The sequence below is a fragment of the Apilactobacillus ozensis DSM 23829 = JCM 17196 genome (genome assembly GCF_001435995.1).
Taxonomy (GTDB): Bacteria; Bacillota; Bacilli; order Lactobacillales; family Lactobacillaceae; genus Apilactobacillus; species Apilactobacillus ozensis.
The window spans coordinates 41,987-67,676 of the sequence record NZ_AYYQ01000031.1 but is presented as its reverse complement, the minus strand read 5'-3'; the positions used below and the strand labels follow the sequence as shown (position 1 = coordinate 67,676).

The following is a 25,690-nucleotide window of genomic DNA, read 5'->3' as shown; positions in this document are numbered from 1 at the left end:
CATAATTATGTACGCAATTATCGTTACTGGTGGAAAGCAATATAAAGTTGCTGAAGGTGATTCAATCTACGTTGAAAAGTTAAACGCAAATGAAGGTGACAAGGTTAAATTTGACCAAGTTGTATTCGTTGGTGGTGACTCAGCTAAGGTTGGTACTCCTTTAGTAGACGGTGCTTCTGTTGAAGGTACTGTAGACAAACACGGACGTGGCAAGAAGATTACTATTCTTAGATACAAACCTAAGAAGGGTGCTCGTTCAAAGAAGGGTCACAGACAACCTTATACTAAAGTTACAATCAATTCTATTAATGCATAATTTTTTAAGAGGTATCGCGGATGATTAGAGTCAAAATATTCCATAACAATGACAATAATATTGTTAAAATTGAAATGCGAGGCCATGCTGATGCTGGAGAATATGGTAGTGATATAGTATGTTCTGCGGTTTCTGCGCTTTCTATTTCGATAGTTAATGGATTAGAGTCTGTTGTTGGCATTCATCCTAAAGTTACTAGTGATAATTTAAATGGTGGTTTAATGATTGTAGATATCCCTGCAGTTAGTAACCATGATCAAAAAATTATGGCTAACGCTTTATTGGATACTTTTGAAAATGGATTAAGAGATATATCACATAACTATTCTGATTATGTGAAACTACAATAAAAGAATATAAGTTGTATGGAGGTGTAATCGTTATGTTAAATATGAATTTACAATTCTTCTCTCACCATAAAGGGGGAGGTTCAACTGCTAACGGTCGTGACTCTGCTGGTCGTCGTTTAGGTACTAAGGCTGCAGATGGTTCAACTGTTACAAGTGGATCAATTATTTACCGTCAACGTGGTACACATATTTACCCAGGTAAAAATGTTAAACGTGCAAGTGATGATACTTTATTTGCTTTAGTAGATGGTGTTGTACGTTTTGAACGTATGGGACGTAGCAAACGTCAAGTTTCTGTTTACCCAGAATCTGAAGCCGTTGCTAAATAAAATAATACAATATCTAAAAAAGCCTGTTAAACAGGCTTTTTTAATTATAAAGTCATTTTAACTACATATTACGCGACAAATATAATATTTATTGCTATGGTGTATGTTAGAGGCCTTTTATAGGGGGATAAAAATATGTCAACAATTTCAACTGCAAACTTTAAAAATGGATTAACCATTGAAGTAGATAATGCTATTTGGAGAATCGTTAGTTTTCAACACGTTAAACCAGGTAAGGGTGGAGCTTTCGTACGTACAAAGCTAAAGAACTTAAGAACTGGTGCTGTGCAAGACAAAACATTCCGTTCAGGTGCTAAGATGGAACAAGCACAAATTGACACTAGAAGTATGCAATACTTATATGAAGATGGCTCTGGTTACGTATTTATGGATATGGATAACTACGAACAAATCTCTGTACCTGGTGAAAAAATTAAAGATGCTTTAAATTACTTACAAGAAAATATGGATGTAAGTATTGTTCAATATGAAAATGAAGTTATTGGAATTGAAGTTCCTAACACAGTAACATTGGAAGTATCTGATACTGAACCAAGTATCAAAGGAAATACTGCTTCTGGTGGTAGTAAACCAGCAACTATGGATACAGGATTAGTTGTCCAAGTACCATTCTTTGTAAACAAAGGTGATAAACTGGTAATTAATACTACAGATGGAACTTACATTTCAAGAGCTTAAATAATTTTATTATTTGAATAATATTTGATTGGAGGTCTTATTTTGGCAGAAGAATCAAACATTGACTTGAAGAACACTGAATCATCAGAACTTGGTGAAATCAAAATTGCTCCTCGAGTATTAGAAATTGTATCTAGTATTGCTTCAGTTCAGGTAAAAGGTGTAAATCGTATGTGTGGTTCATTTTCTAATAGTATGAATGAACTTTTTGGACACAAAGAGTTTAATAAAGGTGTCAAGCTAGATTTTAATGATGATCAGCTAAATGTTGACGTTTATGTTTACTTGGAATATGGAGTTTCAGTACCACAAGTGGCTTTAGAAATTCAAAAACAAGTTAAGCAACAACTTTTATTTATGACTGAGCTTAAAGTAAATGAGGTAAATGTTCACGTAGAAGGAATTGTTCCTCAAAAAGATAGTGTTAAAATTGATCCTGATCAATTATTCTCAGATAATGAAAACAGCAAAGGTGATAACAGTGAATCTAACTAGACACAAAATACGAGAACTTGCGTTTCAAACTCTTTTTGCGATCGAAGCTAATAGTGCTACTGATAAAGAAATGTTTTTTTACGCCTTAACTAAAATGAATGAGGATGAAGAAATTCCTCAATATTTTAACGTTATTGTGGATGGTGTTTTAGAGCATAAAAGTGAATTAGATTCGCTAATTAGTAAACATCTAAGTTCAGGTTGGTCTATTCAACGTATTGCTAAAACGGATTTGATTGTTCTTAGAATAGCTTTCTTTGAAGCAAAATATGTTGAAAACGTTCCAGCTAATGTTGCAATTAATGAGGCTTTGGAAATAACCAAAAAATATAGTGATGACCGTTCTAGAAAGTTTGTTAACGGTGTACTAGCTAATATTGTCTCTAATGTTTAACTTAAAATAAACTTCTGATTTTTAATTGGAAGTTTATTTTTTATTTTGCAGATTGTACACATTTAAATTTTATATGCTAAAATAAGGTTAAAATTCGTAAGGGTGGTATTTATTAATGGCAAACATAATCGATGGTAGAAAATTAGCTAAAAAAATTAACAACGAAACCGCAGAACAAGTAACTGAACTTAAATCTAAGAACATTTGTCCTTGCTTAGCAGTTATCTTGGTTGGTGATGATCAAGCTAGTCACCGATATGTAAGAAGCAAACATCGTAAAGCTGAACAATTGGGAATTAAATCAATTGTTAAAGAAATGCCTGAAAATACCACACAAGCTAGTCTTATGAAAGTTTTAGATGAATATAATCATGATGACAGTATCCATGCTATTTTGATTCAATCACCATTACCTAAGCAGATTGATGAAAAATTTATCATGAAACAAATTAATCCTGAAAAAGATGTTGACGGTTTTCAAACCATTAATGCAGGTAATCTATTTTTAAATGAGCCTACTAATTATCCGGTTGCATGTACTCCAAATGGAATTATACAAATGTTTAAAGAATACAATATTGAGTTAGAAGGCAAAAATGCTGTGGTCATTGGAAGAAGTACAATTGTAGGACGTCCTATGGCAGCATTATTAATTAACGCTGGAGCAGAAGTTACAGTTTTAAATCATTTTGCTGACATATCTGAATATACTAAGAATGCTGACATAGTCGTTTCTGCTACTGGGAAATTGCATACATTAACCGCAGAAGATGTTAAACCTGGTGCTACAATTATTGATGTAGGTCAAAACGTTGATGAGAATGGCAAGCTAGTTGGGGACGTAGATTTTGATGAAATTTCAAAAGTTGCAAACTATATCACCCCAGTTCCTGGTGGAGTAGGTCCAATGACTATTTGCATGCTAATGAAACAAACTGTTCAACTAGCAAAATGGAGTGATAAGCAAAATGGATAATGAGTATTTAACAGTCACAGCTTTAACTCAATATCTAAAGAAAAAATTTGATTATGATCCTTTCTTAGGAAAAGTTTATTTAACGGGTGAAATTTCTAATTATCGTTATCGAGGTAATAGCCACCAATATTTTAGTATTAAGGATGATAACTCTAAAATTAGTGCTATCATGTTTAAATCAGCTTTTGCTAAAGTTAAATTTCAACCTGAAGAAGGTATGAAAGTTCTTGTTACCGGAAGAATATCTTTATATGAGCGTAGTGGTAGCTATCAGATATATGTTAATCATATGGAGCCAGATGGCGTTGGACAATTATATCAAGCCTACGAGCAATTAAAAAATAAGCTTTCTAAGGAAGGCTTATTTAATGCTACTAAAAAACGATTACCAAAGTATCCAAAAAGAATTGCTGTGGTAACATCACCTAGCGGAGCGGTTATTAGAGATATAATAACTACTACTAGACGTAGATATCCAATTGCACAGATTGTTTTATACCCAGCAGTGGTACAAGGACAAGAAGCAGCTAAAAGTATTGCTGATCAAATAGAGCAAGTTAATCATGACGGTAACTTTGACACACTAATTATTGGTCGTGGTGGTGGATCGATTGAAGACTTGTGGCCATTTAATGAGGAAATAGTTGCTAGAGCAATTTATGATAGCCAAATTCCTATTATTTCTTCGGTAGGTCATGAAACTGATACAACGATTGCTGATTTGGTTGCAGATGTACGAGCAGCAACTCCTACAGCGGCTGCTGAATTAGCCGTACCAGTTTTAACGGATGAAATTAATAATATTAACGAATATTATGCTAGAATAGTTAATGCTTTTAATAATAGTATTGCCATTAAACGTCAAGGCTTAAATAAATTAAATCAATCTTACATTTTTAAACAACCAGAAAGACTCTATGAAGCTTATTTGCAGCAACTAGATGGCCTTTCTAATAACTTGAACACTATTATGAAAGATAAAATAAACAATAGTAACAAGTTATTAACTGATTACAGTTATCGTCTAAAAATTAATTCACCAATGCAATCATTGATAGATGCTAGAAAATCAGTTGATGTTAATTTGGAAAATATTATTCGTTCTATGCAAACAATTCTGTCTGATAAGAAGGGTAATATGCAAAAAATGGTTTCATCTTTAGAACACTTAAGTCCTCTAAAAACAATGAGTAGAGGGTATGCCTATGTAACTTCTACTGATAGTCAAAAAGTGATTAAAAAGGTTGATGAAGTTAATAATAATGATGAAATTAAACTTAATTTTATCGATGGTTCTGCATATGCAGAAGTAAAATCTGTTGACAAAAAGGAGCAATAAAATGGCTGAACAAGTTAGTTTTGAACAAAATATGCAAAATTTAGAAAAAATTGTTAATGATTTAGAACGAGGCGATGTACCTTTAGAAGAAGCTTTGGATAAATTTAAAGATGGTGTTGAATTAAGCAAAAAGCTTCAACAAACTTTAAAGAATGCTGAAAATACTTTAGCTAAAGTAGTAAAAGATGACGGAAAAGAACATCCTTTTGAAAATGTAGAAAGTGAAGATTCACAAAATGTTTAATAGTGAAGTGCTCAAAAGTTTTGAGCAAGCTAACATTGGTAAAATAAATAATTTTTTAAATCAAAATATTTCTAAATACGTTAGTCAACAAACATTAAACGATTCAATGAAATATTCTTTGTTAGCGGGCGGTAAAAGACTGCGTCCAATGTTAACTATAGCTACTTTGCAAGCTTTTAAAGTTGAATTAAATCATGACTATTTACAAGTTGCCTGTGCGGTAGAATTATTACACACGTATTCTTTAATTCATGATGATTTGCCAGCCATGGATAACGATGATTTGCGTAGGAATAAACCTACTAACCACAGAATCTTTGGTCCAGGGATGGCCACCTTAGCTGGAGACGGACTCTTAACGCTTGCTTTTCAATGGTTAGCTGATAATGATTTATCTGCTGATAAAAGAATTGCTTTAGTTAATAGTCTTTCCAAAGCAGCTGGCCCATCTGGGATGGTTGCAGGACAAGCTAGTGATATTGAATATGAGCATCAAACCTTAAAATTGTCACAGTTAGAAAATTTACATGCTAATAAAACCGGTGCATTAATTCATTATGCGGTATCGGCTGGTTTAATAATCGCTTCTGATTCAGAAAAATTGAATAATTTGTTATTATCATTTGCTGATGATTTCGGTTTAGCTTTTCAAATTTATGATGATATTTTAGATCGCACAGCTACAGCAAGAGCAATAGGTAAACCAGTAGATCAAGATGCTAATAAAAATACTTATCCTAATCTTTTAGGATTAAAAGAAGCTACTAAAAAATTAAAAGAAACAATATTACATGGTCAAAAGCAGTTAGAAATAGCTAACTCAGAGTATAATTTGGATACTTCTATTCTAGAATCGTTTTTTTCATATTTTAAAATTTAATAATATTAGGGGAACACTAATGAAGAAACAAAGAGTTGATGTTTTACTAGTTCAACAGGGTCTTTTTGATACACGTGAAAAGGCAAAACGAGCAGTTATGGCTGGTGAAATATTAGGTAAAAATGAAGAAAGATTAGATAAACCAGGTGTTAAAATACCTGAAGATACGGAATTACATTTAAAAGGTAAACCAATGCCATACGTAAGCCGAGGCGGATTAAAGTTAGCTAAGGCTTTGAAAGTTTTTGACATTAACGTTAGTAATAAAACCGTTTTAGATATTGGATCTTCTACGGGTGGATTTACTGATGTGATGCTTCAAAATGGTGCTAAATTAAGCTACGCATTAGATGTTGGTAGTAATCAATTGGTTTGGAAATTAAGAAATGATCCACGAGTAGTGGTCATGGAACATAATAATTTTAGATATAGTAAATTGATTGATTTTACTCAAGGCCAACCATTATTTGCGTCAATCGATGTCTCTTTTATTTCTTTACACTTAATCCTTCCACCACTAAAACAAATTATTGCTAATAACGGTGAAGTGGTTGCTTTAATTAAGCCACAATTTGAAGCTGGTAAGGAGAAAGTTGGTAAGCATGGTATTGTAAGAGATCATAAAGTACATAAAGAAGTGCTTGAAGATATTATTAGTTTTGCCCTAGATAATGGTTATAGCGTTGAAGGACTTGATTTCTCTCCTATTAAGGGTGGGGAAGGGAATATAGAATTTTTAGTTCATTTGAGGTCAGTAGATGAACCTGTTAAAAACAAGAGTATTTCGATTGATCAAGTAATACAAAATGCTGATAATTCACTTTAGGGACGGTGCTGTAGACTTTTAAGAGGTGATATCTTTGTTACAGGAACTATCTATTGATAATCTAGCAATTATTGAGCATCTTGATTTGAATTTTTCAGATGGGATGACTGTTTTAACAGGTGAAACCGGTGCGGGTAAGTCTATAATAATTGATGCAGTTAGTTTACTAGCTGGAGGTCGAGGTTCTCAGACGTTTATACGTAACGGAGCTAAAAAACTAAATATTCAGGGATTGTTCTCATTCGATGATAGTAATCCGACTTACACCACACTTGATGATTTAGGTATTAATCATGATGATGGTAGTGTTATTATTCAACGAGAAATTTATCGCAATGGACGTAATGTTTGTCGGGTAAATGGAATTTTAGTTAATACCACTAACTTAAAAGCAATTGGAAATACCATAGTTGATATTCAAGGCCAAAATGAGCATCAAGAATTAATGAATACTGATAAACATGTTCACTTGTTAGATGCTTTTAATAGTTCTAAAATCACACCAGTTTTGAATAAATATCGAACCTATTACTTGAAATATACTAAGTTAAACCATATGGTCCAAAAAAAGCGTGATAATCAATATGAATGGACACAAAGAATTGATATGCTTAAATTTCAAACTGATGAAATCGAAAAAGCTAATTTAACTAATGATAATGAAGAACAGGAATTGTTGAATGAACGTGATTATCTTAGAAATTATCAAAAAATAGTAGATGCTTTGAGTAAAACTTTTAGTATTCTTAATGGTGACGATTCAATTATTCCTATTGATATGATTGGTGAAGCTAAAAATTCCATCAAAGACATCGAAAATTTGGATAGTAGTTTTCAAGATATATCAGACAGCATTAATAATGCTTATTATTCACTGCAAGATGCTTCAAACAGTATATCTAGTCAGTTAGACTTACAAGAATTCGATGAGAATAGACTTAATGAAATTGAACAACGGCTTAACTTGATCAATGTTTTAAAACACAAGTATGGAAACTCTGTAGCTGAAATTATTGATTATTATCATAAATCTAAAAAAGAGTTAGATGAAATGCTTTTAAATCAAGGAGATAGTAATCATCTTGAGGAAGAATTAAATGCAACTAAAGAAAAACTAATGACCGCTAGTGAAGAGTTAAATAGTATTAGGGCAAGTACCGCTGAATCATTAGAAAAAGCTGTACACAGTCAACTTGCTGATTTATACATGTCTAAATCTATATTTAGCGTACATTTTCAAAAATTACCTGAAAATGATTTTAGAAGCTATGGAAATGTTAAAATCGAATTTTATATTCGTACTAATCCAGGAGAAAATCTTCAACCATTAGCTAAAATTGCTTCTGGCGGAGAACTATCAAGAATTATGTTGGCTTTAAAAACTATTTTTGCAGCTAATCAAAACGTCACATCAATCATTTTTGATGAAGTTGATACTGGAGTCTCTGGAAGAGTGGCACAAGCCATTGCTGAAAAAATTAGTCAAATTGCTAGACATGCACAGGTTTTATGTATAACTCATTTGCCACAAGTTGCTTCTATGGCAGACCATCACTACTTTATCAAAAAATCATCAACTGAAAATAGCACTGAAACTAATGTTTTACGATTAAATGATGACGATAGAATCAAGGAATTAGCTAGAATGTTAGCCGGAACTAAAATTACGGAACTTACGATTGACCATGCTAAAGAGTTATTAAAACTAGCTAATCAAGCTAAATCGCATTAAAAAAATTTGATTAATTTAGATAAATATAACATAATTAACACTATTAATAATTTTATGATTTGAAGGGATTTTATAATGGCAAAAAGAGGAATGTTAATTGTACTATCTGGACCTTCTGGAGTTGGTAAAGGGACAGTTAGAAAGGCTTTATTCAATGAACCTGATGTTGATTTCCAATATTCAATTTCCATGACAACTAGAAAGCCTCGCGAAGGCGAAGTGAATGGTAAAGATTACTTCTTTGTTTCTAAAGAAGAATTTGAAGAAAACATCAAAAACGGAGACATGCTAGAATATGCTAAGTATGTTGACAATTATTATGGAACCCCATTAAAATATGTAAATGAAACTTTGGATTCAGGTCGTGATGTTTTCTTAGAAATTGAAGTTAATGGTGCAATGCAAGTTAGAGCTAATTCACCAGAAGCAGTTTTTGTATTTCTAACTCCACCTGACCTCATTTCATTGAAGAATCGTCTTATTGGTAGAGGTACTGATGATATGGATGTTATTAACAAACGTATCAAAAAAGCAGCAGTTGAAATCAAAATGATGCGTAACTATGACTACGCAGTTTTAAACGATAAAGTAGAAAATGCTGTTAAGAGAATTAAGACGATTGTTAATAGTGAAAGATTAAAAGTAAATCGTGTTATGCCCGATTATTTGTCTATGTTAGGAGATGAAGATTAATGTTACTATACCCATCTGTTGATAAGTTATTAGAAAAGGTAAACTCTCGTTATTCATTGATTATGCTTGCTAGTAAGCGTGCTCATGAATTAGATGCAGGAGCTAAACCATTGTTATCTAACTACAAATCACAAAAAACTGTCGGAAAAGCATTTGAAGAAATTGCTGCTGGCGTTGTTAAAATTGAGTCAAAAGATTAATTGTTTGTTTTAAAGTCTTTGCTATTCTGCAAAGACTTTTTTGTTATTATTGAATTATCAACTTCTCAAAGAGGTGGTTTAAATGTTAAAAAACTTGAACGTAGCTTTATACGTATGTGGTAGTATTTCAAATTATAAGTCGTTATCACTACTGCGACTTTTGAAAAAAAATGGTGCTAATGTAAAAGTCATTATGACTAAAAATGCACAAATGTTCGTTTCAGCATTAGCATTTCAAACTTTATCAAAAAATAAAGTCTATACGGAGTTAACTCAAGAATTTACGCCTGAAGAAATAAATCATATTGAAATTGGCCAGTGGGCTGATTTATCAATTATTGCACCAGCTTCAGCTAATTTTATTGCTAAGATGGCTAATGGAATTGCTGATGATGCGGCTTCTAGTACTCTTTTAGCAACCAAAGGTAAAAAGATTATTGTGCCTGCGATGAATGATAATATGTGGTTTAATCCGGCAACTGTTAGAAATATTAAGCAGTTAAAAAAGGATGGAAATATAGTTATTTCTCCGGATAGTGGTGAATTAGCTGAAGGCTACAGTGGAAAGGGTAGAATGCCAGAGCCTGAGGCCATCTTAGAGTTTATAATTGGTAATAAAAATAATCATAAATTAAATGGTAAACACTTCGTGGTGACTGCTGGTGGAACTAGAGAACCAATTGATCCGGTAAGATATATAACTAATAAATCTTCTGGTAAAATGGGGTATGCCATAGCAAGATCACTTATTAAACAAGGGTGTGATGTAACTTTAATTAGTGCCCCTACTAGTTTAGAAATTCCAAAAGCAGTTAAATATGTACCAGTGCAATCTAGTTCTGACATGGAAAAAGCGGTCTTAAATCATTTTAAAAAAGCCGATGGTTTAATAATGTCGGCGGCAGTGTCAGATTTTAAAGTTGCTAAGGTAGCTAATCAAAAAATTAAAAAAACATCATCAGACGACTTTGAACTACATCTGATTAAGACACATGACATATTAAAAGAAGTTGCTAAAATCAAGCAAAATCATCAAATAACAGTTGGTTTTGCTGCAGAAACTGAAAACTTAATTGATAACGCAAGTAAAAAATTAAGAACTAAAAAATTAGATTTATTAATTGCAAATGATGTTTCCAGAGAAGACGTTGGATTTAATAGTGACTTTAATCAAGTAACGGTTATTAATGATGATAATACAAAAATAGCTATACAAAAGTCTACTAAAGAAGAAATAGCTGATCAAATCGTTCAAATAATATGTAAAAAGATTAACAAGTAAGGTGGTTAAAGATTGAAACTAGCCGAAATAATAGTTGATGTTCCAACGATGCAAACAGACAAGCCTTACACATACATGATTCCAAAAGATTTAGAAAATCAAATTAGCGTGGGTTCACGGGTGGCAGTACCTTTTGGTCGTGGTGCTAGAAAAGTTCAGGGAATTATCGTAAGCATTGTTGAAAAGTTCAGTTTGCCAGATAATTTTAAATTAAAGGAAATATCTAAAGTGATGGATTTGAACGCCGTTTTAAACGATGAACTTTTAAAATTATCAAAATGGTTAGCTCAAACAACTTATTCTTTTCGTATAAATTGTATTGATACAATGCTACCTAGTGCCATGCACGTCAAATATAAACGAGTTGTTAATCTAATCGATGATAATATAAATGATGCTGAGATTTTGCAACTATTTAAAAAATCAAAATCAATTGATTTTGACGATATTGATTCGGACAAGCATTTGGTTAATAAATTAATGCAGCTCAAGAAAAATAATCAGGTATCTTTAGAATATTTGGTTAATGATAAAGCTATTTCAAAAAAAGAATTATTTATAGAAAAAAACATTACCGATGAACAAATCAAAGATATAATTCCTAAATTACGCAAGAATTCTACTAACCAACTAAGGTTATTAAAAGTCTTATTGGATGAAAAAAGTTTAAATATTAAGCAAACTGAATTGACTAAAAAATATAAAATATCGAATTCTACAATTAATACGGCTATTAAAAATCAATGGATAACTAAAAAGCAAGTAGAAATATATCGTAATCCGTATAAGAGACCGGTGACTAGAAATTATCCACTAAAGTTAAATGATGATCAATTTGTTGCGGTAAACACAGTTGCTAAATCAGTTAAAAAACATGAAAATAAAGTCTTTTTGCTAGAAGGAGTTACTGGTTCTGGTAAAACAGAAGTTTATTTACAAACTATACAAAAAGCGTTGGTTGACGGTAGAAACGCTTTAATGTTAGTTCCTGAGATATCTTTAACACCACAAATTGTCAATCGAGTAAAAGGGAGATTTGGTGAATTAGTTGCGGTTTTACACAGCGGTTTATCAAAGGGTGAACGATATGATGAATGGCGAAGAATTCATGAGGGAAAAGCTCAAGTTGTAGTTGGGGCTCGCTCAGCTATTTTTGCCCCTTTACAAAACATTGGTGTAATCATAATGGATGAAGAACATGACCCTAGTTATAAACAAGATGACAATCCACGCTATCAAACGCGAGAAGTAGCTAAATGGCGAGCTAAATACAATAATTGTCCAGTTATATTAGGTAGTGCAACTCCATCGTTGGAATCACGAGCACGAGCTTCCAAGCATGTTTATGATTTAATAAAATTACCCCATCGAATTAATAATCAAAAACTGCCAGCAGTAAGTATTGTTGATATGCGTGAAGAATTAGCTAACTCAGGTCAAGAAGATTTTTCAGCACCATTAATAAATGCAATTAAACAAAGAATTTTAAATAATGAACAAGTCGTTTTAATGTTAAATCGTCGTGGCTTTTCATCATTTGTAATGTGCAGGGATTGTGGCTTTGTTTTGAAATGTCCTAATTGTGATATATCTTTAACTTTGCACATGGATACTTTTAGCATGAAATGTCACTACTGTGGACATGAAGAGGCCATTCCTAAAATTTGTGCAAATTGTAGAAGTCGAAAAATTAGGTATTATGGTACAGGTACACAAAAAGCACAAAAAGAGTTACTAAAACTAATTCCAGAAGCTAAGGTACTTCGTATGGATGTTGATACTACTCGTAAAAAAGGGGCACATGAAAAATTATTACGCCGTTTTGGGAATCATGAAGCTAACATTTTATTAGGTACACAAATGATTGCTAAAGGATTGGATTTTCCAGATGTAACTTTAGTGGGAGTCTTGAATGCAGACACTTCACTTGATTTACCAGACTTTAGAGCAAGTGAACGAACTTTTCAGTTATTAACGCAAGTGAGTGGGAGAGCTGGACGAGCTGAAAAATCTGGGCAAGTATATATTCAAACTTTTAATCCGGATAATTATGCAATTCAGTTAGCTAAATCGCAAAACTATGAGCAATTCTATGTTAAGGAAATGGGTATTAGACATTCAATGAATTATCCACCCTATTATTTTACGATTAAAATTACTGCTAATGGGAATCAAGAGCAACAGGTAGCCAGCAAAATACTTGAAATTAGTAGGTATTTAAAGGCTAGACTAAATAGTAATGCCATCTTCTTAGGCCCATCACCTAGTAGTATTGCTAAAATTAAAAATCAATATTATTATCAAATTATTATTAAATATAAAAATGAGCCTAAGATGCATGAATGTTTGGAGTTTATTTTAAATTACTATCAAAAAGATGCCCAAAAAGGCTTATATGTAAATATTGATTCAGAACCATTAAGTTTTATGTAGGAAGGAATTAAAAAAATGAAATCTATTGTTTTTATGGGAACTCCAGGCTTTGCAGTTCCAATTTTAAAGAGTTTAGTTGAAAATGCCGAATATGATGTTAAATATGTAGTTACACAACCTGATCGACCATTTGGTAGAAAGCGAAAATTAAAGCCATCACCGGTGAAAGAAACCGCTTTAGAATTAGACATTCCAGTTTTACAGCCTGAGAAAATCAGTGGTAGCCCAGAAATGGATAAGATTGTTGAGTTATCACCAGATTTTATTATAACGGCAGCTTTTGGCCAATTTTTACCAGTTAAACTTTTAAATGCTGCTAACATTGCTGCTGTGAATGTGCACGGTTCATTATTACCTAAATACAGAGGTGGCGCACCGGTTCAATATTCAATCATGAATGGCGATGAAAAAACGGGTGTATCTATTATGTATATGGTTAAAAAAATGGATGCAGGGGATGTTTTAGCACAAAAAGAAATAAAAATTGAACCAGATGACGATACAGCTTCTATGTTTGAAAAACTTAGCTTAGTTGGTCGTGATTTATTACTTGAAACTTTACCAAAAATTGAGAATGACAGTGTTAAACCCATTGTTCAAGATGAAAATAAAGTTGTTTTTTCACCTAATATTACTAGAGAACAAGAATTACTTGATTTTAGTAAAACCGCTTTTGAAATTGATTGTAAAGTTAGAGCATTAAGACCAGATCCAGTAGCATATACTACTATGCTTGGTAAAAGAACTAAAATATTAAAGACTAAACCTTTAGCTACTAATACAGAAATGAAACCGGGAATGGTGGTCAACAAAACTAAGCATGCGTTGGAAATTGCTACGGGTAACTCTGATGTTATTGCAATTTTAGAACTACAACCATCTGGTAAACCTAAGCAGTCTATTACGGATTACTTAAATGGAGTTGGAAAAAATATAAAAGTTGGGGATATGGTAATTGATAATGCAGAATAATCCAAGACTATTAGCAGTTAAAACTTTAAGTAAAATTTCAAATGGTGCTTATTCTAATTTACAGTTGAATCAAGTTATTAATAACAGTAATATGAGTAATCTTGATATTAGATTAATGACCAACATTGTGTACGGAGTTGTTCAACATCGATTAACTTTAGAATTTTATTTAGATGCGTTTGTAAGTAATCAAAATAAGTTAGATGCGTGGGTAAGGGAATTATTGTATTCGGCAATTTATCAAATGGAATATTTAGATAAAATTCCTAATCGAGCTATTTTGAATGAAAGTATCAATATAGCTAAGCAATTAGGACACGCTGGAATTCGTAAGATGGTTACAGGAGTCTTACATGCAGTTATTAATAAGGGCTTACCAAGTTTTGATAAAATTAAAGATAATGTTAAAAAATTATCTATTAAGTATAGCGTTGCTGAATGGATCATAAATGAACTTACTCAGCAGTTAGGATTAGATAAGACTATTTCTATTTTAGAAAGTATTAATTCCCCATCAAAACAGTCAGTACGCTTTAATAGTACTCTAACGGATAAAAATACTATTAAAAATGAATTGGAAAGCGAAGGCTATGAAGTAGAAGACAGTATAGTTTCTAACAATGGATTACTGGTCAGCAAAAAATCAGCTGCTAAAAGTGAACTATTTAAAAACGGCAAAATTACTATTCAAGACGAAAGTGCGATGTTGCCAGTTGATTCAATGCAATTTAAACCATCCGACTGTGTACTGGATGCTTGTTCTGCACCAGGCGGTAAAACCATTCAAATCGCAGAACAATTAGATAATAAGTTGGGCGGTAAAATATATGCTTTTGATTTACATGAAAAACGTTTAGTTAAAGTTAAAGAAAATGCTAAACGTATGCATGTAGATGCAGTTGTGCAGACTAAAGCTCTAGATGCTCGTAAAATTGACAAAGAATTTGATGATGAATATTTTGACAAAATTTTAATCGATGCACCATGTTCTGGAATTGGATTAATCAGAAGAAAACCAGAAATTAGATATGAAAAGCAGTTATCAGATGTTAAACATTTAGCTTCGATTCAATTAGATATTTTAAATGCAGTAGCTTGTAAGTTAAAACACAAGGGTGTTTTAATTTACAGTACTTGTACTATTTTGAATCAAGAAAACGTAGATGTTGTAAACGCATTTTTGGAAAAGCATCCTGAATTTGAGCTTTTACAAACTGATAAACATTTAATTATCAATAATAAAAATCAAGAAAAATGGTTGCGAGTTTTTCCAGATGATTTTAATTCTGATGGCTTCTTTGTATGCAAACTAAGAAAGATATAGTTGGGAATGGCTGTTTATGAGAGTTGCTTATAAGTCTATTACAGGTAAAGTAAGAAGTAATAATGAAGATTATGTAGGTGTTTTTACTAATAAGAAAAACATTAAGCTGGGATTATTGGCTGATGGCATTGGTGGAAATCGCGGTGGAGAAGTAGCTTCTAAAATGGCGGTTTTAAATATGGGCGAAGAATTTAAACATACTGATTTTGAGGATTACGATAGTGCATACAGCTGGCTACGTTCACAAATAGATTTAGCTAATGCTCAAATTCTAAATACTTCTAAGAAATTTGATAGTCTCAAAAATATGGGAACTACCGTGGTTGCAACTATTATATTTAACAATCGTTTTTTGATAACTAACTTAGGTGATAGTCGTGGATATTTAATGCATGGCAATAAATTTATTCAGTTAACTGAAGATCATTCCTATGTTAATGAGCTAGTAAAAAGTGGTGAATTAACACCGCAAGATGCTATTAAGTCGCCACTAAAAAATGTAATCGTTAAAAGTCTAGGTATATCAAATGATTCAGAAGTTAAAATTAGAGATTTTCCATTTAATTTAGAGGACCAAGTATTAATTTGTAGCGACGGGTTAACTAACATGTTATCCGATAGCGAGATAAAGAAGCAACTTGCTCTAAAAATAGGTGTTTCGGAAAAGTGTGAGCAGTTGGTGAATTCAGCCAACACTAATGGTGGAACCGACAACATTAGTGTTTTGATTGTTCATAATGAAAAGGGGAGATTACAAGATGCGTAAGGGATATATTTTAGACTCACGCTATCGAATTATTTCCTGTATTGGCGAAGGTGGCATGGCAGATGTTTATTTAGCTGATGATTTGTTAAAACACCGTAAAGTCGCTATCAAAACATTACGATTAGATTTCCGTGATAATCCTCGAGCTAAAAAACATTTTAAATATGAGCAACTAGCAATTACTAAATTACATGACTCTCACGTAGTACAAGTTTTTGACATCGGTAAAAGTGAGGGAATTCAATATATTGTTATGGAATATGTTGATGGTATGAACTTAAAAGAATATATCAAAAAAAATTACCCCATAAGCAATAGTCGAATTGTTAAAATTATGCGCCAAATTTTATTAGCAGTTAGAGAAGCGCACTCTCATAACATTATTCATCGAGATTTAAAGCCGCAAAATATTTTAATCGATAAAAAAGGCCATGTTAAAATAACTGATTTTGGGATAGCAGTAGTTTTATCCAAATATTCAATGACTCAAACTAACTCTATTGTTGGATCTATTCATTACTTATCACCTGAACAAGCGATGGGTGAGATGGCTACTAAAAAATCAGATATTTATTCTTTAGGAATCATATTATATGAGCTTTTAACTGGAGATGTACCCTTCCATGGGGATACAGCAGTTTCTATCGCATTGCAACATTCGCATACTCCAATCCCATCACCAAAAGGATTAAATAACAAAATTCCACAGTCATTAGAAAATGTAGTTTTAAAAGCCACTGCTAAACAACAAGAGTGTAGATATAACTCAGTACACGATATGTATAACGATGTAAAGTCATCGCTGTCGGCTTTTCGTAGACACGAAAAAAAGGTTATAAATAGTTTAGACAAAAATAGTGATTACGATGAAGAAGATGATGCTACTAAGGTACTTAATTTAGATGATATTGGCATTAAAAGTAACGATACTCAGCATGCCGGCGAAAAAAAATCTCATGATAATAATCGTCGTAAAAAATTAATATTTATTTACGGTTCTTTAATTTGTTTCATAGCAATAATTGAATGCTTTATATTTTTCTTTTTCTTTTCTAGAGTCAATGTTCCCAATGTTAATAACCTGACTAAAAATCATGCTGAAAAATTAATTAAACGTAAGCACTTATTTGTCAGCAAAATAGAGTATAAAAGAGATAGTTCTGTTGAATATAACCATGTGATAAAGACTAATCCAGGAAATGGAAAGTCTATTTTTAATAATTCAGGGGTTAAGTTGATTGTTAGTAGCGGTCCTAAAACTATAAGCGTTAAAAATTATGTTGGTGAAAACATAATTTTTGCTAAAAAAGAACTAAAGCAAATGGGTTTTAAAGTTAAAATATTCTATGATTACAATAGTGATATTGGAATAAATAAAATTGTAAAACAAAGCATTAATCCTAATACCCCTGTAGCGGACTTTAATAAAACTATGGTTTTTATAGTGGCTAAAAAAAGTTCATCTATGATGTAAGTGTGTTTAATAATGAATTTATGTAACATTTCTTTTATAATGATAGTTGAAATATATGAAACTTGAGAGGTGATTTATTGAAAAAAGGTAAAATTTATCAATCACTAAGTGGTTTTTATGATGTTTTATGTGATGAAAAGATATACAGAACTAGGGCTCGCGGAAACTTTCGTAAGAAGAAGATAACGCCTACAGTTGGTGATGATGTTGAATTTCAAACTACCAATGAAAATGAAGGGTATTTACTTAACGTATTGCCAAGACGAAATTCATTGGTCAGACCTCCAATAGCTAACATCGACCAGGCTTTGTTAGTGACTTCGGCGGTTGAACCTGATTTTTCATATAACCTTTTAGACAGGCAATTAGTTTCGTTAGAAATAAATAACATTAAGCCCATTATTTACTTTACAAAGTTGGACTTATTAGATGATTCTAAAATGGAAAATTTCAAGAAAATTCAACAAAGTTATGAGAAAATTGGATATCAAACTATTCTGCCAAGTTTAATGGATAAAGAGAAATTAGATTCATTATTCCATGAAATTTTGAAGAATAAAGAGACTGTTTTCATGGGGCAAACTGGGGCTGGTAAGTCAACGTTGCTAAATCAAATTTCTCCAGGCTTACAATTGCAAACTGGCGAAATTTCTAAAGTTTTGAATAGAGGTAAACACACCACTAGGAAAGTAAGCCTTATGAAAGTTAATGGCGGGTTGGTAGCTGATACACCAGGATTTTCTTCGTATGATGTATTAAATATAGATGCACAATATTTAAGAAATTATTTTCCAGAATTTAAAAACAATGCTCATGAATGTAAATTTAGAGGTTGTGTGCACATCAATGAACCTAATTGTAAAATAAAAGAATTGTTGTCTGATGGTTTGATTGAACAGACTAGATATGACAATTATTTAAATTTATATAATATAATAAAAGACAGAAAACCTATTTATAATAAAAAGTGAGGAATTAGAAATGATAAAATTAGCTCCATCAATTTTAAGTGCAGATTATGTAAATTTACAAAGAGACATCGAAAAAATAGAAAAGGATTCAGAATATCTACATATTGATATTATGGATGGCTCATTTGTTCCATCAATTTCATATGGTCCAGGCTGGGTTAAAGCAATTCGTCCAATTTCTAATTTGATTTTAGATGTTCATATGATGGTTCAAAATCCAGAAAGATATATTAATGACTTTGCTGATGCTGGTGCTGATTTAATTGGAGTGCATGTAGAAGCTACTCCACATATTCACAGAGCGCTACAAATGATTAAGAATAAGGGTGTTAAAGCTGAAGTAGTTATTAACCCAGGAACTCCGGTTGAAGCAATTAAACCTGTACTTTACATGGTAGACCAAGTATTAGTTATGACAGTAAATCCAGGTTTCGGTGGCCAAAAGTTCCTACCTGAAACTGTTAAGAAAATTAAACAACTGGATGATTTAAAGAAGGCTAATGGTTGTAATTTTGATATTGAAATTGATGGTGGAGTAAACAATGAAACTGTTAAGTCTGCATACGAAGCTGGTGCAACGGTAGCGGTAGCTGGTTCATATGTATTTAATGCTGACAATCCTTCTGAAAGAATTGAAGCTATCAAACAAGCTACTAAATAATTATGAAAGTAGTTAATGTTCTGCTAGGTGGCCCGACAAATTTATGGCCTGACCATTTATTAATTAATAAAAAGTCTGAAACGTGGATTGGTGTTGATCGTGGAAGCCTTAGACTAATTGAAAATGGTATTAAGCCTGCTATAGCAATTGGCGATTTTGATTCATTGAAAAAAAACGAGTTAGAGTTGGTACAAGCTAAAGTTGATAATATTAGTTATTTTGATCCTATAAAGGACTATACAGATTCTCAACTAGGTATTAAGGTGGCTGGTGAACAATTTAATGCTGATGTTATTAATGTTTATGGCGCTACGGGTGGTCGACTTGATCACTTTTTTACCAACTTTTTGATGTTTTTGTCGAGTGAATTTAAAACAATTGCTCCTAAGGTTAGAATAATAGATCTTCAAAATGATATTAGATATTTTTTACCCGGAAGCTACACTCTAAACAAAATTAATGATAAAAAATATTTAGCATTTATACCTTTAAATGAAATGAACTTAACGTTGAATGATGAGAAATATACTTTGGATGATTATCATGTTAACTATCCAATATCTTTCTCTAGTAATGAATTTGTTGGCAATGTTGGTCATTTCAACTTTGACAATGGCCTTTTATGTGTAATTCAAAGTAATGACTAAATAAAAAAGACTCGATTATTTAATAATCGAGTCTTTTTTATTAATTAAATTAGGCACGTGTTACTTTACCTGATTTTAATGTACGGGTACTAACCCAAACTTTCTTAGGTTTTCCGTCAACTAAAATGCGAACTTTTTGTAAGTTTGGCTTCCAGCTACGACGTGAAGAATTCAAAGCATGGGAACGTTTGTTACCATAATGAGTTCTTTTACCGTTAATGAAATCTTTAGCCATTGGTAAATTCCTCCTTTGTAATCTTATTGCTTAAAAAGCGCTGCTTTTATATTAAATCTCACTCTAATAATTTAGCATACTAATTGTGATTTTGCAATATTTTTCTTTCAAGTAATAATACTTGACACCTTTACAATTATTGTAGTATCAATACTTTAGCTTTTTTTGATGTTGTGGTAATATTATATACCGATACTGCGTAGATCTTCTAATTTAAGGAGGCTTAATTATATGGCTGTTAAAATTAAAACTAAATATGGAATTGTTGATATTAAAAATGATGTTATATCTACAGTTGTTGGTGGTGCAGTTACTAATAACTACGGAATTGTAGGTATGGCCAGTAAAAATCAAATTAGAGATAATGTTAATGTTATTTTAGGTAAAGATAATTATTCTAAGGGTGTAGTTGTTAAACAAAACCATAATAATGAAATATTTATTGAAGTTAATGTAATAGTTATATATGGTATAAAAATATCCGAAGTAAGTCGTAGTGTACAATCAAAAGTAAAATATAATCTAGAAACTATGTTGGGCATTAAAGCCAGTTCTGTGAACGTTATTGTTCAGGGAGTAAAAGTTATTAACGAATAATTGGAGGACTTATAAATTGGTAGTTAAGCAGATAACTAACGTTGAATTTAATGAAATGGTTCAAGCTGCTGCTCATAACTTAAAACAAAACGTTGAGTTTATTAATTCACTAAATGTTTTTCCTGTGCCAGATGGTGATACTGGTACCAATATGAGCATGTCTTTTGAAAGCGGTGCAAAATACGTTGCTAAAGACGATAGTAACTCTGTTGGTGATTTAGCTCAATCACTTGCTAAGGGATTATTAATGGGTGCTAGAGGTAACTCTGGAGTCATCTTATCACAAATATTTAGAGGATTTTCTAAATCAGTTGAAGGTAAAAAAACTTTAAATGTCTCTGATGTCACAGAAGCATTTTTAAATAGTGCAAAAGTTGCCTACGGTTCAGTTATGAAGCCTACTGAAGGAACAATTCTAACTGTAATTAAAGGAATTGGCCAGGTTGCTAAAGATTGCAATGACACAGAAGACATCGCTGTACTAATGGATAAATGTTATGAATCAGCAGAAGTTGCTTTAAAATCAACTACTGAATTACTTCCAGTACTAAAACAAGTTGGAGTAGTTGACTCAGGTGGACAAGGATTAGTATTTGTTATTAAAGCATTCGCTGATATTCTAAATAATCGTTTTGACGCTAATAATGAGCCTCATCAACCTAATAACCATGAAATGAATGAAATGATTGATGCTAGTCATGAACAAGGCCGTGAAAGCGTACAGGGTAAATTAGATCCGAATGACATAGTTTATGGATACTGTACTCAAGTTATGGTTAGAATTGGCAAAGGTAAGCAAGTAGAACATGAATTTGATTATGATTTTTTCTACGACTATCTAAGTAAATTAGGCGATTCTTTACTAGTAATTAATGATGATGAAATTGTTAAGGTACATGTGCATACTGAATTTCCAGGTAAAGTTTTATCTTGGGCTCAAAAATTTGGAGATTTATCAAACATTAAAGTCGATAACATGCGTATGCAACAAGAAGATATCATTGAACAAGATGATAAGCCAGAACCTGCTGCTGACGAAACTCCTAAAGATGTCGCAATTATTGCTGTAACCTCTGGTGACGGTTTAGGTGAATTGTTTAAGAATCTAGGGGCAACGGACCTGATTAAGGGTGGTCAAACAATGAACCCTAGTACGGAAGACTTATTAAACGCAATTAATGGTAGTAATGCTAAATCCGTAATTTTGTTACCTAACAATGGAAATATATTCATGGCAGCGGAAGCAGCTGCAAAAGTAGCCGATGTTCCTACTAAAATAGTTCATAGTAAAACCCTTGCCCAGGGAATGACTGCTATTATTTCATTTAATCCAGAACAAACAATAGATGAAAATTGTAATGTTATGGAGGAAATGTTGGATACAGTTAAAAGTGGTGAACTAACCAATGCGGTTAGGGATACCACAATTAGCAATCTATCAATAAAGAAAGATGATTTTATTGGAATTGTTGATGGTAAAATCAAAGTTAACGGAACAGATTTAATTGATACTGCTACTAATATGGTTAAGTCTATGCTAGACGAAGATAGTGAAATTGTAACTATTATTTATGGAGAACAAGGCAATCAAGATACGGCCAATAAAATTAAGGCAGCTGTTCAACAATTAGATGAAGATTTAGAGATAGAAATTCATAATGGTGGGCAACCTGTTTATCCATTTTTAATTTCAGTTGAATAATAAATCGGAGAGCAATCTCCGGTTTTTCTTTTATTTATTTTATTAGGGGGAATTAATTTGAAAAGTCTTAATGACTCGGTATTAAATTTGCCAGGTGTTGGACCTAAGAAGGCTGAATATTTAAATCAACTAGGTATAGATAATATTAATAGCCTCTTAAATTATTTCCCTTTTAGATATGAAAACTTACAAATAAAGCCTTTAAATGAAATCAAAGACCAAGAAAAAGTCATTTTAAAGGGTCAAGTGGCACTTGAGCCAACTGTTAACTTTTTAGGTAGGAAAAAAAGTATTTTAAATTTACGTTTGCTAGTAGAAAATAATGTAGTGCCAGTTAGTTTTTTTAATCAACCTTGGCTTAAAAAAAATGTCAAAGTTGGCGAAATAATTTTAGTGTATGGAAAGTTTAATAATATAAAGAAATCATTAGCTGGCATTAAAATTTTATCCAATAGTGAAGCTTTAAACTCTATGCAACCTATTTATTCAGTTAATAAAAATATTGGTCAAAAAGAACTTATAAAATTAATTCATTTAGCTTTTGAACAATACCGTGATTTGATTCAAAACGTCGTACCATCAACGCTCATTCAAAAGTATAAGTTATTGAATTTAGTAGATGTAATTAATTGGATGCATTTTCCTAAATCTAAACAAGAAGCATATCTGGCTTTACGAACTGCAAAATTTAATGAATTTTTTTTATTTCAAATGAAGTTGCAAAGTATTAAGAAAAATGATTTTAGTAGTGGTATTTCGATTAAATATAATAAAGATGATGTTAACAGTTTTATCGACAAATTACCGTTTAAATTGACTAGTGCTCAAGTAAAAGTGGTTAATGAAATATTATTTGATATGCATGATGACAAACAAATGAATAGGCTGCTGCAGGGGGATGTTGGTTCCGGGAAGACGGCAGTTGCAGCTGTGGCTATGTATGCGGCCATTAATGACGGCTATCAAGTATCCTTAATGGTTCCAACTGAAGTTTTAGCTGAACAACATGCTAATAAGTTGGCTAGCTTATTTGAGCCGCTTGGAATCAATGTAGCTTTATTAACCGGCAATACGAAGCCTAAGCCTAAAATTTCTTTGTTAGATGGTTTATCGAATGGTGATATTGACATATTGATTGGAACGCATGCTTTAATTCAAGATAATGTTATCTACAATAATTTAGGTTTGATTATTATTGATGAGCAACATCGTTTTGGGGTAAATCAAAGAAGACAGCTAAGAAATAAGGGAAATCATCCCAATGTTTTATCAATGACAGCGACTCCAATTCCAAGAACTTTAGCAATCACCGCTTATGGTGAAATGGATGTTTCAATCATTGATGAATTACCAGCTGGCAGAATGCCAATTAAAACGACTTGGATACGAAATAATCAATTTCAATCAATTTTACCTTTTTTACAACAAAGATTAAAAAGCGGCGAACAGATATACATTGTGACACCTTTGATTGAAGATTCTGAAACGTTAAATATGAGAAATGCTGAGTATATCTATCAACAATTTACAGAGACTTTTGAACCTGATTATAAAGTTGGTATTCTACATGGTAGAATGAAAGATAGTGAAAAAAATTCTGTAATGAGTGATTTTAAGAATAACCAATTTCAAATATTAGTTTCTACAACTGTGATTGAAGTTGGAGTTGATGTTTCTAACGCGACTGTTATGATTATATTTGATGCTGAACATTTTGGATTGGCACAATTACATCAGTTAAGAGGCCGTGTGGGTAGAGGAAAAAGGCAGTCTTATTGTATATTAGTTGCAAACCCAAAAAATGAGTTGGGTGCTAAACGCATGAATGTAATGGTTGATAGCAATGATGGATTTGTTATTTCTCAAAGGGATTTAGAATTAAGAGGTCCTGGTGATATAGTGGGTAATAAACAATCAGGAGTTCCAGAATTTAAAGTTGGCGATCCAATTAGAGATATGACGATGCTTAACATTGCACAGCAAGAAGCAATTCAAATTGTTTCTAATAATGATTGGCAAAAAAGACCAGAAAATAAGAATTTAGCTATATTTATTGAAAAAAGTTTTTCAGAAAAGATTTTAGATTAGAGAGGATTTTTAAAATGAAAATTGCTATTGATGCAATGGGTGGAGACTATGCACCAAATGAGGTTGTTAAAGGAGTAGAACAAGCCAGAAATGCTTACAGTGATATTGAATTTCAATTATACGGACAAATTGATAAAATTAAGCCACTGTTACAAAGTAATGAAAGAATTGAATTAGTTCAAGCTGATGAAATTATTGAGATGGGTGAAGAACCAGTTAAAGCCGTAATGAAGAAGAAAAATTCTAGTTTGGATATGGCAGCACAAGCAGTAAAAGATAAAAAAGCGGATGCATTTTTCTCAGCTGGTAATACTGGAGCTATTTTAGCAGCCGGACTATTTATTATTGGTAGAATTAAAGGTATTGACCGTCCAGGATTAGCCACTACGTTACCAATCGTAAATGATCCTGAACATGATAATTTTGTAATGCTAGACGTAGGTGCCAATGCTGAATCCAAATTATTTAATTTATATCAATATGCATTTATGGGTAAATATTATGCTGAAAACGTTCGTCATATTGATAACCCTAGAATTGGTTTATTAAATAATGGGACTGAAGCTGATAAGGGTGACAAATTGCACAAAGCTGCCAATGAATTGTTTGCTAAAAATAGTGATTTGAATTTTGTGGGGAATGTTGAGTCCAGAGAATTATTGAATGGTGCTGCTGATGTTGTTATCACTGATGGATTTACTGGAAATGCAGCCTTAAAAGCAATTGAAGGAACTGCCTTATCAGTATTAGATTTAATTAAGGGTGAAATTATGCAAGGTGGTGCTAAATCAAAATTAGGTGCTTTAATGCTTAAACCTACCTTTAAAAAAATTGCTAAAGAAATGGATTATTCACAATATGGTGGTGCAGTGTTAATGGGAACTAAAGCCCCTGTAATTAAAGCCCATGGTAGTAGTAAAGCTAACACAATTAAAAACACTATCTATCAAATTAAAACAATGATTGATTCACATATTATTGATGATGTCGTTGAATATTTTAATGCTCATGCTCAACAGATGGACGATATTAAACGAGATGCCAAAAATAACTAAAATTTGATAT

Annotated in this window: 28 protein-coding genes; 27 read left to right on the top strand and 1 reads right to left on the bottom strand. The window is 32.1% G+C overall.

The genetic code is table 11. The features are described from left to right. The first annotated feature begins 7 nt into the window (after positions 1 to 7). The 23 genes from rplU to FD06_RS04590 all read left to right on the top strand — a co-directional run bounded on the left by rplU (position 8) and on the right by FD06_RS04590 (position 20,003). Entirely contained in the window at positions 8 to 316 is a 309-nt protein-coding gene (gene rplU / locus FD06_RS04700) for a 50S ribosomal protein L21 (RefSeq protein WP_054657144.1), read from the top strand. A gap of 20 nt (positions 317 to 336) precedes the next feature. Continuing rightward, complete coding sequence (locus FD06_RS04695) at positions 337 to 666, top strand: ribosomal-processing cysteine protease Prp (RefSeq protein ID WP_056966404.1); 330 nt, start codon at positions 337 to 339, stop codon at positions 664 to 666. A 32-nt stretch (positions 667 to 698) separates the two neighbouring features. Then, positions 699 to 995, top strand: a complete 297-nt coding sequence (rpmA, locus tag FD06_RS04690) for a 50S ribosomal protein L27 (RefSeq protein WP_054657142.1) — start codon at positions 699 to 701, stop codon at positions 993 to 995. Positions 996 to 1,130: 135 nt separating this feature from the next. Next, entirely contained in the window at positions 1,131 to 1,694 is a 564-nt protein-coding gene (efp, locus tag FD06_RS04685; protein ID WP_054657140.1) for an elongation factor P, read from the top strand. Between the two features lie 42 nt (positions 1,695 to 1,736). Then, positions 1,737 to 2,189, top strand: coding sequence for an Asp23/Gls24 family envelope stress response protein (locus tag FD06_RS04680; RefSeq protein WP_054657138.1), 453 nt, complete (start codon positions 1,737 to 1,739; stop codon positions 2,187 to 2,189). Continuing rightward, the gene (gene nusB / locus FD06_RS04675; RefSeq protein ID WP_056966402.1) at positions 2,176 to 2,583 is read left to right on the top strand and encodes a transcription antitermination factor NusB; all 408 of its coding nucleotides are present in this window, start codon (positions 2,176 to 2,178) and stop codon (positions 2,581 to 2,583) included. The genes FD06_RS04680 and nusB overlap by 14 nt, the downstream gene beginning before the upstream one ends. A 115-nt stretch (positions 2,584 to 2,698) precedes the next feature. Further along, positions 2,699 to 3,559 (top strand): bifunctional 5,10-methylenetetrahydrofolate dehydrogenase/5,10-methenyltetrahydrofolate cyclohydrolase, encoded by an 861-nt coding sequence (locus tag FD06_RS04670; RefSeq protein ID WP_054657136.1) that lies wholly within the window; start codon positions 2,699 to 2,701, stop codon positions 3,557 to 3,559. Continuing rightward, positions 3,552 to 4,898 (top strand): exodeoxyribonuclease VII large subunit, encoded by a 1,347-nt coding sequence (xseA, locus tag FD06_RS04665; protein WP_056966401.1) that lies wholly within the window; start codon positions 3,552 to 3,554, stop codon positions 4,896 to 4,898. Before FD06_RS04670 ends, xseA begins: the two co-directional genes overlap by 8 nt. A gap of 1 nt (position 4,899) precedes the next feature. Next, on the top strand, positions 4,900 to 5,142 hold the full coding sequence (locus FD06_RS04660; protein ID WP_056966399.1) for an exodeoxyribonuclease VII small subunit: 243 nt from the start codon (positions 4,900 to 4,902) through the stop codon (positions 5,140 to 5,142). After that, a complete protein-coding gene (locus FD06_RS04655; RefSeq protein WP_056966397.1) occupies positions 5,135 to 6,022 on the top strand; it encodes a polyprenyl synthetase family protein in 888 nt (295 codons plus the stop codon). The genes FD06_RS04660 and FD06_RS04655 overlap by 8 nt, the downstream gene beginning before the upstream one ends. Before the next feature lie 19 nt (positions 6,023 to 6,041). Further along, positions 6,042 to 6,848 carry a TlyA family RNA methyltransferase gene (locus FD06_RS04650; RefSeq protein WP_054657134.1) on the top strand — a complete coding sequence of 269 codons (807 nt, stop codon included), beginning with the start codon at positions 6,042 to 6,044 and terminating at the stop codon, positions 6,846 to 6,848. Between the two features lie 34 nt (positions 6,849 to 6,882). Next, a complete protein-coding gene (gene recN / locus FD06_RS04645) occupies positions 6,883 to 8,580 on the top strand; it encodes a DNA repair protein RecN (RefSeq protein WP_056966395.1) in 1,698 nt (565 codons plus the stop codon). Positions 8,581 to 8,655: 75 nt separating this feature from the next. Next, on the top strand, positions 8,656 to 9,273 hold the full coding sequence (gmk, locus tag FD06_RS04640) for a guanylate kinase (RefSeq protein WP_054657132.1): 618 nt from the start codon (positions 8,656 to 8,658) through the stop codon (positions 9,271 to 9,273). Beyond that, a complete protein-coding gene (gene rpoZ / locus FD06_RS04635) occupies positions 9,273 to 9,473 on the top strand; it encodes a DNA-directed RNA polymerase subunit omega (protein ID WP_056966393.1) in 201 nt (66 codons plus the stop codon). Before gmk ends, rpoZ begins: the two co-directional genes overlap by 1 nt. Positions 9,474 to 9,555: 82 nt before the next feature. Further along, entirely contained in the window at positions 9,556 to 10,755 is a 1,200-nt protein-coding gene (gene coaBC, locus FD06_RS04630; RefSeq protein ID WP_056966391.1) for a bifunctional phosphopantothenoylcysteine decarboxylase/phosphopantothenate--cysteine ligase CoaBC, read from the top strand. A 12-nt stretch (positions 10,756 to 10,767) separates the two neighbouring features. Continuing rightward, positions 10,768 to 13,188: a primosomal protein N' gene (priA, locus tag FD06_RS04625; protein ID WP_082605297.1), complete on the top strand. Its 2,421-nt coding sequence runs from the start codon at positions 10,768 to 10,770 to the stop codon at positions 13,186 to 13,188. A gap of 15 nt (positions 13,189 to 13,203) precedes the next feature. Then, positions 13,204 to 14,160, top strand: a complete 957-nt coding sequence (gene fmt, locus FD06_RS04620) for a methionyl-tRNA formyltransferase (protein WP_056966389.1) — start codon at positions 13,204 to 13,206, stop codon at positions 14,158 to 14,160. Beyond that, positions 14,150 to 15,484: a 16S rRNA (cytosine(967)-C(5))-methyltransferase RsmB gene (gene rsmB / locus FD06_RS04615; protein ID WP_056966492.1), complete on the top strand. Its 1,335-nt coding sequence runs from the start codon at positions 14,150 to 14,152 to the stop codon at positions 15,482 to 15,484. The genes fmt and rsmB overlap by 11 nt, the downstream gene beginning before the upstream one ends. 16 nt (positions 15,485 to 15,500) lie before the next feature. Then, entirely contained in the window at positions 15,501 to 16,250 is a 750-nt protein-coding gene (locus tag FD06_RS04610; protein ID WP_056966387.1) for a Stp1/IreP family PP2C-type Ser/Thr phosphatase, read from the top strand. Beyond that, entirely contained in the window at positions 16,243 to 17,724 is a 1,482-nt protein-coding gene (gene pknB, locus FD06_RS04605) for a Stk1 family PASTA domain-containing Ser/Thr kinase (protein WP_056966386.1), read from the top strand. The genes FD06_RS04610 and pknB overlap by 8 nt, the downstream gene beginning before the upstream one ends. A gap of 77 nt (positions 17,725 to 17,801) precedes the next feature. Continuing rightward, complete coding sequence (gene rsgA, locus FD06_RS04600) at positions 17,802 to 18,695, top strand: ribosome small subunit-dependent GTPase A (RefSeq protein WP_056966384.1); 894 nt, start codon at positions 17,802 to 17,804, stop codon at positions 18,693 to 18,695. Between the two features lie 10 nt (positions 18,696 to 18,705). After that, the gene (rpe, locus tag FD06_RS04595; protein WP_054657118.1) at positions 18,706 to 19,356 is read left to right on the top strand and encodes a ribulose-phosphate 3-epimerase; all 651 of its coding nucleotides are present in this window, start codon (positions 18,706 to 18,708) and stop codon (positions 19,354 to 19,356) included. 2 nt (positions 19,357 to 19,358) lie between these two features. After that, positions 19,359 to 20,003, top strand: coding sequence for a thiamine diphosphokinase (locus FD06_RS04590; protein WP_056966382.1), 645 nt, complete (start codon positions 19,359 to 19,361; stop codon positions 20,001 to 20,003). A 49-nt stretch (positions 20,004 to 20,052) separates the two neighbouring features. Here the strand turns inward: FD06_RS04590 and rpmB are convergent, their stop codons facing one another. Then, positions 20,053 to 20,238, bottom strand: a complete 186-nt coding sequence (rpmB, locus tag FD06_RS04585) for a 50S ribosomal protein L28 (protein ID WP_054657116.1) — start codon at positions 20,236 to 20,238, stop codon at positions 20,053 to 20,055. 231 nt (positions 20,239 to 20,469) lie between these two features. On the opposite strand from rpmB, the gene FD06_RS04580 reads away from it, so the two are divergent. Genes FD06_RS04580 through plsX form a run of 4 tightly spaced genes read left to right on the top strand, consistent with a single transcriptional unit; the run spans position 20,470 to position 25,680 of the window. After that, the gene (locus FD06_RS04580; protein ID WP_054657114.1) at positions 20,470 to 20,835 is read left to right on the top strand and encodes an Asp23/Gls24 family envelope stress response protein; all 366 of its coding nucleotides are present in this window, start codon (positions 20,470 to 20,472) and stop codon (positions 20,833 to 20,835) included. 16 nt (positions 20,836 to 20,851) lie between these two features. Next, on the top strand, positions 20,852 to 22,537 hold the full coding sequence (locus FD06_RS04575; RefSeq protein ID WP_056966381.1) for a DAK2 domain-containing protein: 1,686 nt from the start codon (positions 20,852 to 20,854) through the stop codon (positions 22,535 to 22,537). A gap of 57 nt (positions 22,538 to 22,594) precedes the next feature. Further along, positions 22,595 to 24,625 (top strand): ATP-dependent DNA helicase RecG, encoded by a 2,031-nt coding sequence (recG, locus tag FD06_RS04570; protein ID WP_056966379.1) that lies wholly within the window; start codon positions 22,595 to 22,597, stop codon positions 24,623 to 24,625. Positions 24,626 to 24,639: 14 nt separating this feature from the next. Beyond that, positions 24,640 to 25,680 (top strand): phosphate acyltransferase PlsX, encoded by a 1,041-nt coding sequence (gene plsX, locus FD06_RS04565; RefSeq protein ID WP_054657242.1) that lies wholly within the window; start codon positions 24,640 to 24,642, stop codon positions 25,678 to 25,680. Positions 25,681 to 25,690: the final 10 nt, after the last annotated feature.

Excerpts from the sequence above, each read along its gene's own strand:
- rplU (WP_054657144.1), top strand. The coding sequence starts at position 8 with ATGTACGCAATTATCGTTACTGGTGGAAAGCAATATAAAGTTGCTGAA.
- FD06_RS04695 (WP_056966404.1), top strand. The coding sequence starts at position 337 with ATGATTAGAGTCAAAATATTCCATAACAATGACAATAATATTGTTAAA.
- rpmA (WP_054657142.1), top strand. The coding sequence starts at position 699 with ATGTTAAATATGAATTTACAATTCTTCTCTCACCATAAAGGGGGAGGT.
- efp (WP_054657140.1), top strand. The coding sequence starts at position 1,131 with ATGTCAACAATTTCAACTGCAAACTTTAAAAATGGATTAACCATTGAA.
- FD06_RS04670 (WP_054657136.1), top strand. The coding sequence starts at position 2,699 with ATGGCAAACATAATCGATGGTAGAAAATTAGCTAAAAAAATTAACAAC.
- xseA (WP_056966401.1), top strand. The coding sequence starts at position 3,552 with ATGGATAATGAGTATTTAACAGTCACAGCTTTAACTCAATATCTAAAG.
- FD06_RS04660 (WP_056966399.1), top strand. The coding sequence starts at position 4,900 with ATGGCTGAACAAGTTAGTTTTGAACAAAATATGCAAAATTTAGAAAAA.
- FD06_RS04655 (WP_056966397.1), top strand. The coding sequence starts at position 5,135 with ATGTTTAATAGTGAAGTGCTCAAAAGTTTTGAGCAAGCTAACATTGGT.
- FD06_RS04650 (WP_054657134.1), top strand. The coding sequence starts at position 6,042 with ATGAAGAAACAAAGAGTTGATGTTTTACTAGTTCAACAGGGTCTTTTT.
- gmk (WP_054657132.1), top strand. The coding sequence starts at position 8,656 with ATGGCAAAAAGAGGAATGTTAATTGTACTATCTGGACCTTCTGGAGTT.
- rpoZ (WP_056966393.1), top strand. The coding sequence starts at position 9,273 with ATGTTACTATACCCATCTGTTGATAAGTTATTAGAAAAGGTAAACTCT.
- coaBC (WP_056966391.1), top strand. The coding sequence starts at position 9,556 with ATGTTAAAAAACTTGAACGTAGCTTTATACGTATGTGGTAGTATTTCA.
- fmt (WP_056966389.1), top strand. The coding sequence starts at position 13,204 with ATGAAATCTATTGTTTTTATGGGAACTCCAGGCTTTGCAGTTCCAATT.
- rsmB (WP_056966492.1), top strand. The coding sequence starts at position 14,150 with ATGCAGAATAATCCAAGACTATTAGCAGTTAAAACTTTAAGTAAAATT.
- FD06_RS04610 (WP_056966387.1), top strand. The coding sequence starts at position 15,501 with ATGAGAGTTGCTTATAAGTCTATTACAGGTAAAGTAAGAAGTAATAAT.
- pknB (WP_056966386.1), top strand. The coding sequence starts at position 16,243 with ATGCGTAAGGGATATATTTTAGACTCACGCTATCGAATTATTTCCTGT.
- rpe (WP_054657118.1), top strand. The coding sequence starts at position 18,706 with ATGATAAAATTAGCTCCATCAATTTTAAGTGCAGATTATGTAAATTTA.
- FD06_RS04590 (WP_056966382.1), top strand. The coding sequence starts at position 19,359 with ATGAAAGTAGTTAATGTTCTGCTAGGTGGCCCGACAAATTTATGGCCT.
- rpmB (WP_054657116.1), bottom strand. The coding sequence starts at position 20,238 with ATGGCTAAAGATTTCATTAACGGTAAAAGAACTCATTATGGTAACAAA.
- FD06_RS04580 (WP_054657114.1), top strand. The coding sequence starts at position 20,470 with ATGGCTGTTAAAATTAAAACTAAATATGGAATTGTTGATATTAAAAAT.
- plsX (WP_054657242.1), top strand. The coding sequence starts at position 24,640 with ATGAAAATTGCTATTGATGCAATGGGTGGAGACTATGCACCAAATGAG.